This window comes from Streptomyces pinistramenti (assembly GCF_020564935.1).
Taxonomy (GTDB): Bacteria; Actinomycetota; Actinomycetes; order Streptomycetales; family Streptomycetaceae; genus Streptomyces; species Streptomyces pinistramenti.
The window spans coordinates 1-12,551 of sequence record NZ_JAJCXB010000074.1; the positions used below are offsets into that span (position 1 = coordinate 1).

9 protein-coding genes and 1 pseudogene are annotated in these 12,551 nt (G+C 71.6%); 5 read left to right on the forward strand and 5 right to left on the reverse strand.

Features of this window, described 5'->3' with window-relative positions; translation table 11 throughout:
• Nucleotides 1-521: pseudogene (locus LIU39_RS31270) on the reverse strand (hypothetical protein); the annotation flags it as partial.
• Between the two features lie 385 nt (nucleotides 522-906).
• Between LIU39_RS31270 and LIU39_RS31275 the strand changes: the two are divergent.
• From LIU39_RS31275 to LIU39_RS31285, 3 genes are all read left to right on the forward strand, one after another.
• Nucleotides 907-1,629 carry a VIT1/CCC1 transporter family protein gene (locus LIU39_RS31275; RefSeq protein WP_372464119.1) on the forward strand — a complete coding sequence of 241 codons (723 nt, stop codon included), beginning with the start codon at nucleotides 907-909 and terminating at the stop codon, nucleotides 1,627-1,629.
• 289 nt (nucleotides 1,630-1,918) lie between these two features.
• A complete protein-coding gene (gene gltB, locus LIU39_RS31280; protein ID WP_227050314.1) occupies nucleotides 1,919-6,547 on the forward strand; it encodes a glutamate synthase large subunit in 4,629 nt (1,542 codons plus the stop codon).
• Complete coding sequence (locus LIU39_RS31285) at nucleotides 6,540-8,000, forward strand: glutamate synthase subunit beta (protein WP_227050315.1); 1,461 nt, start codon at nucleotides 6,540-6,542, stop codon at nucleotides 7,998-8,000. Before gltB ends, LIU39_RS31285 begins: the two co-directional genes overlap by 8 nt.
• A gap of 169 nt (nucleotides 8,001-8,169) precedes the next feature.
• Here LIU39_RS31285 and LIU39_RS31290 read toward each other — a convergent pair whose 3' ends face one another.
• Complete coding sequence (locus LIU39_RS31290; protein WP_227050316.1) at nucleotides 8,170-8,748, reverse strand: MarR family winged helix-turn-helix transcriptional regulator; 579 nt, start codon at nucleotides 8,746-8,748, stop codon at nucleotides 8,170-8,172.
• An 80-nt stretch (nucleotides 8,749-8,828) separates the two neighbouring features.
• Between LIU39_RS31290 and LIU39_RS31295 the strand changes: the two genes are divergently transcribed.
• Complete coding sequence (locus LIU39_RS31295; RefSeq protein ID WP_227050317.1) at nucleotides 8,829-9,548, forward strand: SDR family NAD(P)-dependent oxidoreductase; 720 nt, start codon at nucleotides 8,829-8,831, stop codon at nucleotides 9,546-9,548.
• A 15-nt stretch (nucleotides 9,549-9,563) separates the two neighbouring features.
• Here the strand turns inward: LIU39_RS31295 and LIU39_RS31300 are convergent, their stop codons facing one another.
• Both LIU39_RS31300 and LIU39_RS31305 read right to left on the reverse strand, forming a co-directional pair.
• Nucleotides 9,564-10,037 carry a PPOX class F420-dependent oxidoreductase gene (locus tag LIU39_RS31300; protein ID WP_227050318.1) on the reverse strand — a complete coding sequence of 158 codons (474 nt, stop codon included), beginning with the start codon at nucleotides 10,035-10,037 and terminating at the stop codon, nucleotides 9,564-9,566.
• Between the two features lie 108 nt (nucleotides 10,038-10,145).
• Nucleotides 10,146-10,670, reverse strand: coding sequence for a hypothetical protein (locus LIU39_RS31305; protein ID WP_227050319.1), 525 nt, complete (start codon nucleotides 10,668-10,670; stop codon nucleotides 10,146-10,148).
• Nucleotides 10,671-10,802: 132 nt separating this feature from the next.
• Between LIU39_RS31305 and LIU39_RS31310 the strand changes: the two genes are divergently transcribed.
• A complete protein-coding gene (locus LIU39_RS31310; protein ID WP_227050320.1) occupies nucleotides 10,803-11,531 on the forward strand; it encodes an MBL fold metallo-hydrolase in 729 nt (242 codons plus the stop codon).
• A gap of 22 nt (nucleotides 11,532-11,553) precedes the next feature.
• On the opposite strand, the gene LIU39_RS31315 is transcribed toward LIU39_RS31310, so the two are convergent.
• On the reverse strand, nucleotides 11,554-12,453 hold the full coding sequence (locus tag LIU39_RS31315; protein ID WP_227050321.1) for a hypothetical protein: 900 nt from the start codon (nucleotides 12,451-12,453) through the stop codon (nucleotides 11,554-11,556).
• Nucleotides 12,454-12,551: the final 98 nt, after the last annotated feature.

Consider the following 12,551-nt stretch of genomic DNA (forward strand, 5'->3'; position numbering starts at 1 on the left):
GACTTCCGTACCGCGGGGGCGCGTATCGCCCTACGAGCGTGTAGCTTCCCGTGGACGGAGGGGCCCGGCGGGGGCCGGGGGCGGCCCCGCCGGATGGAGGGGGTGCGGGGTGGGCGTGCGGCGGCGATGGCGTCGAGTGCGGTCGGTTCGTCGGCGGCCAACGGCGAGGGCAGCAGGGCGAGTTCGTCGAGGAGGCGGCAGGCGAGGGCGCGGAGTGCGGGGGCGGCGGGGGCGGGGGAGGCGCCGGCTCGTTCGGGGGGCCGCGGGCCACCGGCGGTCCGCCAGCGGAGGGCGAGTGTGGTGGCGTCCCGTCCGTCCTCGGCTGCCTGGCGCAGTTCGTGCCCGACGAGGTCTTCGGGCTGCACCCATGTCAGCCGGAGGGGCGGGGGAGTGGTGGCGGGTGTGCCGTCTCCGAGGTCCGTGGTCCTGCCCGGTCGCCGCGTCACCACCCGGAACGATCCGCCCCGGCCGTGCCAGAGGTCGCCGGGGCCGCGTCCCGTACCGGCGGGACGGCCGGGCATCACGCCTCCGCCGGTGCGTCGAACGCGGGCGGGGGGTGGGGTGCGCTCATGGGCGGGCCCTTCTGTGGTGTGGACCGGACCGCTGCCCGGTCCGGTATCCGTGCCACGCCGGGGGCCCGCTCTCCTGTCCGGGGCGCCGGGGTCACCCGGTCGTGTCACCCGAACGGCGCCGTGCGGCGGCCGACGTGCCCCCGCGGGGGCCTGGTGACCAGGATCTCAAGAAGATCCTTTAGGAGAAGCCGCAGGTCAGAGAGGTAAGTTCGGCCTTCCTTGCTAGCGGTGGAGGGGTCCTCACGCCTAGTTTCGAGGTGTTGGAGGGGGAAGCGCCGTTCTCGGCCCACACCTCGCTGAAGGGAGTAGGTCCCGCATGTCTGTCATCGGAGTCATGGACGCTTCGGCGCCGACCCACATAGCCCACCGTGACAACCACACGCACCGTGACGTCAACGGCGGCTGGCTGCGCCCCGCCGTCTTCGGGGCGATGGACGGCCTGGTGTCGAACCTCGCGCTGATGACCGGAGTCGCGGGCGGCGCGGTGTCCCAGCAGACGATCATCATCACGGGTCTGGCGGGCCTGGCGGCCGGCGCCTTCTCGATGGCCGCGGGGGAGTACACGTCGGTCGCCTCGCAGCGTGAACTGGTCCTCGCCGAGCTGGACATCGAGCGGGGTGAACTGCGGGCGCATCCCAAGGACGAACGGGACGAGCTGGCCGCGCTGTACGAGTCCCGTGGAGTGGAGCCGGAGCTGGCCCGGCAGGTGGCCGAGCAGCTGTCGAAGGACCCGGAACAGGCGCTGGAGATTCACGCGCGCGAGGAATTGGGAATTGACCCGTCGGACCTTCCTTCGCCCACTGTGGCCGCAGTTTCTTCCTTTGGTTCATTTGCATTGGGCGCTCTTTTGCCTGTGCTTCCTTACTTGTTGGGGGCTTCCGCATTGTGGCCCGCGCTGATTCTGGCGCTGCTCGGGCTCTTTGCATGCGGGGCGGTCGTGGCGCGGGTGACGGCCCGTTCCTGGTGGTTCAGCGGGCTGCGGCAGCTGGCTCTCGGTGGCGCGGCCGCGGGTGTGACGTACATCCTGGGAACGGTGTTCGGAACCGTCGTAGGGTGACGCGCCATGCGGGCCGACACATAATTCACGCGTTACCCGGCGGTTTCATCGTGGTGACGACCGGGCATAAGGCCGAGGCGTCACGGGCAATGTCGCCCGGTGCACGCCACGCTTCCGGACCCCTTTGTCCGTCCGCATCCCTGACTCGCCGCCCCGCGCGGTGTCCGTATGTTGGAAGGCTCTATCCGCTTTTCGAGAAGCGAGCCATCCTGTAACCTGCACGAAATTTCGCGGAGGGCCAACGTCGTCCCTCGGCAATGCCTTTGCCACGACGACGTTGGGAGAGCCGATGCGTTCCGCGTCCACGCACTCCGCGACCACCGGCAGCGCCAGCGCCGCCTGGTCGCCCATGGACGGGCGCCCCGCCCAGCAGGGGATGTACGACCCGCGCAACGAGCACGATGCCTGCGGCGTCGGCTTCGTGGCCACTCTCACCGGCGAGGCCAGTCACGCGCTGGTCGAGCAGGCGCTCACCGTCCTGACCAATCTGGAGCACCGCGGTGCCACCGGCTCCGAGCCGGATTCGGGCGACGGCGCGGGCATCCTGCTCCAGGTGCCGGACGCGTTTTTGCGGGAGAACGTCACCTTCGTGCTTCCCGAGGCCGGCGGTTACGCCGTCGGCATCGCCTTCCTCCCGGCAGACGCCCAGGATGCGGCCGAAGCCGTCTCGCGCATCGAGACGATGGCCGGGGAAGAGGGCCTCGACGTCCTCGGCTGGCGGGTCGTCCCGGTCGCCCCGCAGCTCCTCGGCAACGGCGCCCGCGCCACCATGCCGGCCTTCTCCCAGCTGTTCGTCGCGGACGCGGCGGGCGCCGCGGACACCGGCCTGGCCCTGGACCGCAAGGCATTCGCGCTGCGCAAGCGCGCCGAGCGGGAGGCCGGGGTCTACTTCCCCTCGCTCTCCTCCCGGACCCTCGTCTACAAGGGCATGCTGACCACCGGGCAGCTGGAGCCGTTCTTCCCCGACCTGTCCGACCGCCGCTTCGCCACCGCCATCGCGCTGGTCCACTCGCGGTTCTCCACCAACACCTTCCCGAGCTGGCCGCTGGCCCACCCGTACCGCTTCGTCGCGCACAACGGCGAGATCAACACCGTCAAGGGCAACCGCAACTGGATGCGCGCCCGCGAGTCGCAGCTGGCATCGAAGCTCTTCGGGGAGCGGGACCTGGAGCGGATCTTCCCCGTCTGCACCCCGGACGCCTCCGACTCCGCCTCCTTCGACGAGGTACTCGAACTGCTGCACCTCGGCGGCCGTTCGCTGCCGCACTCGGTGCTGATGATGGTCCCCGAGGCGTGGGAGAACTCCCCGGCCATGGAGCCGGCCCGCCGCGCCTTCTACCAGTACCACTCCACGATGATGGAGCCCTGGGACGGCCCGGCCTGCGTCACCTTCACCGACGGCACCCAGGTCGGCGCGGTGCTGGACCGCAACGGCCTGCGCCCCGGGCGGTACTGGGTCACCGACGACGGCCTGGTCGTGCTCTCCTCCGAGGTCGGCGTTCTCGACATCGACCCCGCCAAGGTCGTCCGCAAGGGCCGTCTCCAGCCCGGCCGGATGTTCCTCGTGGACACCGCCGAGCACCGCATCATCGAGGACGACGAGATCAAGGCGCAGCTCGCCGCCGAGAAGCCGTACCAGCAGTGGCTGGACGAGGGCCTGATCGACCTCGCCGACCTGCCCGAGCGTGAGCACATCGTGCACACCCACGCCTCGGTCACCCGCCGCCAGCAGACTTTCGGCTACACCGAGGAAGAGCTGCGGGTGCTGCTCGCGCCGATGGCCAAGGCCGGCGCCGAGCCGATCGGCTCGATGGGCACCGACTCGCCGATCGCCGCGCTCTCCGACCGCCCCCGGCTGCTCTTCGACTACTTCACCCAGCTCTTCGCGCAGGTCACCAACCCGCCGCTGGACGCCATCCGCGAGGAACTGGTCACCTCGCTGATCTCCTCGCTCGGCCCCCAGGGCAACCTCCTGGAGCCCACCGCGGCGTCCTGCCGCAGTGTGACCCTGCCGTTCCCGGTCATCGACAACGACGAGCTCGCCAAGCTCATCCACATCAACGCCGACGGCGACATGCCCGACATGAAGGCCGTCACGCTCTCCGGCCTCTACCGGGTCTCCGGCGGCGGCGATGCGCTGGCCGCCCGGATCGCCGAGATCTGCGCGGAGGCGGACGCCGCCATCGAGGGCGGTGCCCGGCTGGTCGTGCTCTCCGACCGCCACTCGGACGCCGAGCACGCCCCGATCCCGTCGCTGCTGCTCACCGCGGCGGTGCACCACCACCTCATCGCGACCAAGGAGCGCACCCAGGTCGGCCTGCTGGTCGAGGCAGGCGACGTGCGCGAGGTGCACCACGTCGCGCTGCTCATCGGCTACGGCGCCGCCGCGGTCAACCCCTACCTCGCCATGGAGTCCGTCGAGGACCTGGTGCGGGCCGGCACGTTCCTGCCCGGCACGGACGCCGAAGGGGCCATCAGGAACCTCATCAAGGCGCTCGGCAAGGGCGTCCTGAAGGTCATGTCCAAGATGGGCATCTCGACCGTCGCCTCCTACCGCGGCGCGCAGGTCTTCGAGGCCGTCGGCCTGGACGAGGCGTTCGTCGGCAGGTACTTCCAGGGCACCGCGACCAAGATCGGCGGCGCCGGGCTCGACGTCGTCGCCAGGGAGGTCGCGGCGCGGCACGCGAAGGCGTACCCGGTGTCCGGCATCGCCGCCACGCACCGCGCGCTGGACATCGGCGGCGAGTACCAGTGGCGCCGCGAGGGCGAGCCGCACCTCTTTGACCCGGACACCGTCTTCCGGCTCCAGCACTCCACCCGCTCGCGCCGCTACGACATCTTCAAGCAGTACACGGAGCGGGTGAACGAGCAGTCCGGGCGGCTGATGACGCTGCGCGGCCTGTTCGGCCTGAAGTCGGAGAAGAACGGCACGTCCGAGCGGCCCCCGGTCCCGCTGGACGAGGTCGAGCCGGCGTCCGAGATCGTCAAGCGCTTCTCCACCGGCGCGATGTCCTACGGATCGATCTCCCGCGAGGCGCACGAGACCCTCGCCATCGCCATGAACCAGCTGGGCGGCAAGTCCAACACCGGTGAGGGCGGCGAGGATCCGGACCGTCTCTACGACCCGGCGCGCCGCTCGTCCATCAAGCAGGTCGCCTCCGGCCGCTTCGGTGTGACCAGCGAATACCTTGTCAACTCCGACGACATCCAGATCAAGATGGCGCAGGGTGCCAAGCCCGGCGAGGGCGGCCAGCTGCCAGGACACAAGGTCTACCCCTGGGTCGCCAAGACACGTCACTCGACCCCCGGCGTCGGCCTGATCTCGCCGCCGCCGCACCACGACATCTACTCCATCGAGGACCTCGCCCAGCTGATCCACGACCTGAAGAACGCCAACCCCCGGGCGCGCATTCACGTCAAGCTGGTCTCCGAGGTCGGCGTCGGGACCGTCGCCGCGGGTGTCTCCAAGGCGCACGCGGACGTCGTCCTGATCTCGGGACACGACGGCGGAACGGGCGCGTCGCCGCTCACCTCGCTCAAGCACGCGGGCGGCCCGTGGGAGCTGGGGCTTGCCGAGACCCAGCAGACGCTGCTGCTCAACGGTCTGCGCGACCGTATCGTCGTGCAGACCGACGGCCAGCTCAAGACCGGCCGCGACGTCATCATCGCGGCCCTGCTCGGCGCCGAGGAGTTCGGTTTCGCGACCGCTCCGCTGGTCGTCTCCGGCTGCGTCATGATGCGCGTCTGCCACCTGGACACCTGCCCGGTGGGCATCGCCACCCAGAACCCGGCGCTGCGCGAGCGGTTCTCCGGCAAGGCCGAATACCTCGTCAACTTCTTCGAGTTCATCGCCGAAGAGGTCCGTGAGCTGCTGGCCGAGCTGGGCTTTCGCAGCCTCGACGAGGCCATCGGCCGCGCCGAGATCCTCGACACCACGCAGGCCGTCGACCACTGGAAGGCCCAGGGCCTGGACCTGGCACCGCTGCTGCACGTGCCGGAGCTGCCCGACGGCGCGGTCCGCCACCAGGTCACCGTCCAGGACCACGGCCTGGAGAAGGCGCTGGACAACGAGCTGATCAAGCTGGCCGCCGACGCGCTGTCCGCGGACACCGCCGAGGCCGCCCAGCCGGTGCGGGCCCAGGTCGCCATCAGGAACATCAACCGGACCGTCGGCACGATGCTCGGCCACGAGGTCACGAAGAAGTTCGGCGGCGCGGGGCTGCCCGACGACACCGTCGACCTCACCTTCACCGGCTCGGCCGGCCAGTCCTTCGGCGCGTTCCTGCCGCGTGGCGTCACGCTGCGCCTGGAGGGCGACGCCAACGACTACGTCGGCAAGGGCCTCTCCGGCGGCCGGATCGTGGTCCGCCCGGACCGCGGCGCCGACCACCTCGCCGAGTACTCCACCATCGCGGGCAACACCCTCGCCTACGGCGCGACCGGCGGCGAGCTGTACCTGCGCGGCCGGGTCGGCGAACGGTTCTGCGTCCGCAACTCCGGCGCCACGGTGGTTTCCGAGGGTGTCGGCGACCACGGCTGCGAGTACATGACCGGCGGCAACGCCGTCGTCCTGGGCGAGACAGGGCGTAACTTCGCGGCCGGCATGTCCGGCGGCTACGCCTACGTCATCGACCTCGACCCGGCCCACGTCAACAAGGAACTGGCCGACGCCGTCCATGCGTTGGACGGGGCCGACAAGCAGTGGCTGCACGGCGTCGTGCGCCGCCACCAGGAGGAGACCGGCTCGACCGTCGCCGCGAAGCTCCTCGCCGACTGGGATGGAGCCGCGGCCCGCTTCAGCAAGGTCATCCCGCCCACGTACCAGGCAGTGCTCGCCGCCAAGGACGCCGCCGAGCTGGCCGGGCTCTCCGAGTCCGAGACCCACGAGAAGATGATGGAGGCGGCGACCCATGGCTGACCCCAAGGGCTTCCTCAACCACGACCGCGAGGTCGCCACGACCCGTCCCGTCGAGGAGCGCGTCAAGGACTGGAACGAGGTCTACCAGCCCGGCTCCCTGTTGCCGATCATCAGCAAGCAGGCGTCCCGCTGCATGGACTGCGGCATCCCGTTCTGCCACAACGGCTGTCCGCTGGGGAACCTCATCCCCGAGTGGAACGACTACGCCTGGCGGGACGACTGGAGCGCGGCCAGCGAGCGGCTGCACGCGACCAACAACTTCCCGGAGTTCACCGGCCGGCTGTGCCCCGCTCCGTGCGAGGCGGCCTGTGTACTGGGCATCAACCAGCAGCCCGTCACCATCAAGAACGTCGAAGTCACCATCATCGACAAGGCGTGGGACAGCGGTGACGTCACCCCGCAGCCGCCCGAGCGGCTCTCCGGCAAGACCGTCGCCGTCATCGGCTCAGGTCCTGCCGGACTCGCCGCCGCCCAGCAGCTGACCCGGGCGGGCCACACCGTCGCCGTCTACGAGCGCGCGGACCGGCTCGGCGGGCTGCTGCGGTACGGCATCCCCGCGTTCAAGATGGAGAAGAGCCACATCAACCGCCGCATCGAGCAGATGCGCGCGGAGGGCACCAAGTTCCGTACCGAGATGGAGATCGGCCGGGACATCGACGCGAAGAAGCTGCGCAAGCGCTACGACGCCGTCGTGATCGCGGCGGGCGCCACCACCTCCCGCGACCTGCCGGCGCCCGGACGCGAGCTGAACGGCATCCACGCCGCGATGGAGTACCTGCCGCTGGCCAACAAGGTGCAGGAGGGCGACCTGACCGTCGCCCCGATCAGCGCCGATGGCAAACACGTCGTCGTCATCGGCGGCGGCGACACCGGCGCGGACTGCGTCGGCACCGCCCACCGCCAGGGCGCGGCCTCCGTCACCCAGCTGGAGATCATGCCCAGGCCGGGCGAGGAGCGGAATCCGGGCCAGCCCTGGCCGACGTTCCCGATGCTCTACAAGGTCACCTCCGCGCACGAGGAGGGCGGCGAGCGGGTCTACTCCGTCTCCACCACCCACTTCGAGGGCGATGAGGACGGCAACGTCCAGTGGCTGCACCTGATCGAGGTGGAGTTCAAGGACGGCAAGCTGGAGCAGAAGCCGGGCACGGAGCGCCGCATCCCCGCCCAACTGGTCACCCTGGCCATGGGGTTCACCGGCACCGACCAGGCCAACGGCATGGTCGAGCAGTTCGGCCTGGAGCTGGACGCGCGCGGCAACATCGCCCGCGACGCGGAGTTCGCCACCAACGTGCCCGGCGTGTACGTCGCCGGTGACGCGGGCCGCGGCCAGTCCCTCATCGTCTGGGCCATCGCCGAGGGCCGCTCGGCCGCCCAGGGCGTGGACCGCTTCCTCACCGGAGCCAGCGCCCTGCCGGCTCCCATCAAGCCGACGGACCGCGCACTGACCGTGTAGCGATCCGTCACCCGCTGTCCCGCACAACGTCGTGCGGCGGCATGGGACCGGGGAACACCCCGGCCCCCGTACCGCGGCGCCTGTCCCCTCCCCGACCGGAGGCAGGCGCCGTGTGTCGTTCACGGCACATCACCGGACCGAGCGGGCGGCGGCCGGGCCCGCCGCCCGCTCAGTCCGCGCCCACCTGGCCGATCCGGTCGTCGCCGAGCCGCTGCTGGGTGTCCCGCAGCAGGATCCGCAGCAGTCCGGCAAGCTGGTCCTGCTGCTCGGCGGTGAGCGTGTCGAGCAACTCCGCCTCGCGGCCGAGTACGTGATCGACGGTCGCCTCGACCAGCTCGTGACCCGCCGCCGTCAGCCGCACCAGCACGCTGCGCGGCCGGCCCGTGCCGGGCTCGCGGGTGACAAGACCCTCGCGCTCGGCGCGTGCCACCCGCTGCGAGACGGCGCCCGCGGTGACCAGGGAGCGGCGGGCGAGTTCGCGGGTGGTGAGGGCGTAGGGCTCGCCGCCGCGCCGCAGCACGCTCAGCAGGTCGAGGGTGGCCGGGTCCACGCCGGCCCGCGTCAGTACCCGGCGCCGGTTGTCGCCGAACAGCTTGGCCAGCTGCCAGATGGGCGTGACGATCCCGATCGAGGAGACCGGGGTGCCGGGCCGCTCGCGCTCCCAGGCCGCGGCGATCTCCTCGACGAGGTGCGTCCCGGCGGGGGACGGGGGTCCGTGGCCGTCCTGCTTCTTCGGTGTGCTTGCCATCGGGCCTCCTGGGAGTGTTATGTTCAGCTCTAAATTTAGCCCTGAATTTAGAGCTGAACGAAGAGAGCGGAGCTCATCGTATGGCACGCACCATCCTCGTCACCGGCGGCGGAACGGGCATCGGCAGGGCCGTCGCCCACCACTTCGCCGCGGCAGGCGACAGCGTCGTTGTCACCGGACGCCGTCCCGGCCCCCTCAAGGAGACCGCGGACCGCGCCGGTATCCGCGCGGTGACCTGCGACCACACCGACCCCGCGGCCCTCACCGCACTCCTCGACGCGCTGCCGGAACGCGTCGACGTGCTGGTCAACAACGCGGGCGGCAACGCCGACTTCCAGACCGACGGCGCCGACGACCTCGCCGCCTACGCCCACGACTTCCGCGCCAACCTCGACGCCAACCTGCTCACCGCCGCACTGACCGTCCGCGCCCTGGACGCGCGGCTCGCGGACGGCGGCGCGGTGGTGCACATCGGCTCGATCGCCGCCGATACCGGATCAGGGTCCTACGGCGCGGCCAAGGCCGCACTCGCCTCCTGGAACTCCGGCCTGGCCGCCGCGCTCGGCCCGCGCGGCATCACCGCCAACGTCGTCGCGCCCGGCTACATCGCCGAGACCGAGTTCTTCCACGGGCAGCTCGCCGAGGAACGCCGCCGGACGCTGATCGACGCCACGCCGATGGGCCGCCCCGGCGTGCCGGAAGACATCGCGGGCACCGTCGCGTTCCTCGCGTCCCCCGCCGCCCGGCACCTCACCGGGCAGGTGCTGCACGTCAACGGGGGTGCCCACCGGACCCGTTGACGTGCCGGAGGGGCGTTACTCCTCGCCCTCCACCAGGCGGGCCGGGAACCCGCCGGTGGCGACCGGGCCCCAGCGCAGCGGCGTCACCCGGATCAGCGACTTGCCCTGGGTGCGCATCGCTTCGCGGTACTCGTCCCAGTCCGGGTGCTCGCCCGAGATGTTGCGGAAGTACTCGACCAGCGGCTCGATCGAGTCCGGCGCGTCGAGCACCTCGGCCTCGCCGTCGATCTGCACCCACGGCCCGTTCCACTCGTCGGACAGCACGATCACACTGGCCGACGGCGCCCGGCGGAGGTTGCGGACCTTGGCGCGCTCCGGATACGTCGACATCACCAGCCGGCCGGAGTCGTCCACCCCGCAGGTCAGCGGCGACCCCTGCGGGGTGCCGTCGGAGCGGCGGGTCAGCAGGACGGCGCGATGGCGCGGGCGGACGAACTCCAGCAGCTCCGGCAGTTCGACGCGGGTGGCACGGGCGATGGAAGGACTCATGCGGCGAGGGTAGTTGCTGCCCGGCCGCGGGGCCGTCGACGGCGCCGCAGATCCCGGTGCGGTACCGCCGACGGCCGGTCGGTGCGGGCCGGGCCTTGCGGGCACGACCTAGGAAGCCGCCAGCTGCTTGCCGGTGGCCGCGTCCACGATCCTGCGGTCGCCGAGCGCGCTCTTCAGCTTCACCTTGGCCTTGTCGGTTTCCAGCTGCGCGGTGCACATCTTCTTCGTCCGGCTCCTCTCGCTCCAGCCGGAGATCACCACCAGCTTCTCCGACTCGCGGACATGCGTGCCGTAATGGGCGTCGCAGGCGCCGTGGCCGACCGTCACCGTCAGCTCCCGCGCCGTGGTGTCCTTGGGCCGGTCCGCGCCGGCCAGCGGCAGCACCGCGTCGTGGTGCCCGGAGACCGGCTTCACCTTCGGCCAGTCCCGTACCACGGTGTCGGCCCGCTGCTCGAACGGATCCTGCTTCTTCGGCGGCGCGTTGCCCACCGTCTGCGTCGTGCCGCCGCCGCACCCGGACAGGGCCGCGGTGCCTGCGGCGGCCAGGGCGATCAGGGCGGCCAGAGTGCGGGCCCCGGCGCGCCGTCCGGTGCCGGTCCGGTCCGTGATCCGTTGCTCGGTGCTTGTTCGCATGACATGCCTCCTCGGGTCGCTGATGGGACGGAGCGGGCGCCGTTCGGGTTCCGGACCGGTTGTGCCGTGCGCGCAATCCGCCGACGGCGCAAAGCGTGGCAGGGCTGCGTGGGCCCGCCTAGCGTCCGGGACATGGACACTCCCATCCCGGTTACCGAGACCATCTGGCACCTCCCGTTCCCCGTCGGGCACGTCTACCTCGTCGCGCTGCCCGGCGACGGCTACGCCGCGGTCGACACCTCGGTCCCCGGCTCCGCCCCGGCGATCCTCGACGCGCTGGCCCGCCTCGGCGGGCGACCGGGCGACCTGCGGCAGATCGTGCTCACCCACAGCCACATCGACCACATGGGCTCGGCCGCCGACCTGGCCGCCGTCACCGGGGCCACCGTGCTGGCGGGCGCCGACGACGTCCCGTACATCAGCGGGGCGGCCCCCGAACCGACGCCGCAGCTCACCGCCGCCGAACAGGCCCTGTACGAGCAGGTGTCCGCCGGTTTCGCGGAGGCCGGACTGCCGCCGCTGCGCCACCTCGACGTCGACGTCGCGCTGCATGAAGGGGACACCATCGACGGCTGGTCCGAGCCGGTCCGGGTGCTGCACGTGCCCGGCCACACGCCGGGCTCGATCGCGCTGCACCTGCCCGCATCCCGCGTCCTGTTCCCCGGCGACCTCATCGCCACCGGCGAAGGCCGCGCGATCCTGGGCCCCATCAACATCGACCGGGCGACGGCCGTCGCCTCCTTCCGCAGGCTCGCAGCCCTCGACGGCGTCGACACCGTCTGCGTACCGCACGGCGACCCGGTCCGCACCGGTGCGCGGGAGGTCCTGGCCGCCGCCACACCGGAGCGCGACTGGCTGTGAGCCGCGCGGGCCCGGCGCGCCGTCAGGTGTCGCAGTCCAGCAGTGTGTGACACAGCCCGCAGCGGGCCTGCAGCCGGCCGCGGACCGGCACCCGGATGCGCTGCAGGCAGGCGGGGCAGGGGAACGACACCCGTTGCGGCCCCGGGCCCTCGAAGGCGAAGCCGTACTCCCGGTCGGGCGCGGTGCGCTGCGCGTCGTGTGCCGCGCGGCGCGCCCTGGCGTACCGGCGCCCGGCCGCCCAGCCGGCCGCGGCCAGCGGCGGCCTGCGGGCCTCCTGCCGGGCCCGCGACCGCCCCGCCGTGTACGCGTCGTACGCCTGCGGGCTGGTGAACCACGGTGACGGGTCCTCGCCGAAGAACTCCGCGCGCAGCGCCAGGACGTAGCCGAACTCCTCCGGGGTGAGGTAGCCCAGCTTCTGCGAGAACGGACCGTGCTCGCGGTAGGCGTCCAGCAGCAGCCAGCCGGCGCCCAGGTAGGCCGTCGCGGTGTCGGTGAGGATCTCGTTGTCGCGGGTGCCGGGGAAGGCGAGGTCCAGGCGGTGCAGGTAGACGTGCATCACCTCGTGCGCAAGGGCCGCACCGATGTCCTTGCGGTGTGTCCGGAAACGTTCGTTCAGCTCGATGAAGTACTCGGGCCCCGCGGCGAGTTCGACGTGCGCGGCGTGCTCCATCGTCCGGAACGAGACCACCATCCGGGCGTCCGGCAGCCGCAGGTGACGGACCATCGCGCGGGCCACCCGCTGCACCCCGAGGTGGAGGTCCTCCGCGTCGTCGAAGGCCACGTCGATGGGGAGGACGCTGGCGTTGAAGGTGCTCACCGTGTCGTGCGAGAGGCGGCGGTAGAGCGCCGTGAGGGAGGCCCGCACCGTGTCGAGATGCGGGTAGCCGTGCGCGATCTCCCCACCGGGGGTGCCCGTTGCCACCCGGCCACTCTACGGCCGGGCGGCAACGGCCGGAATGGGCCGTACGGGGCGGATGGCGCAGGGGAGTTGGCCGGATACGAACCCTTGTCACCCTGATC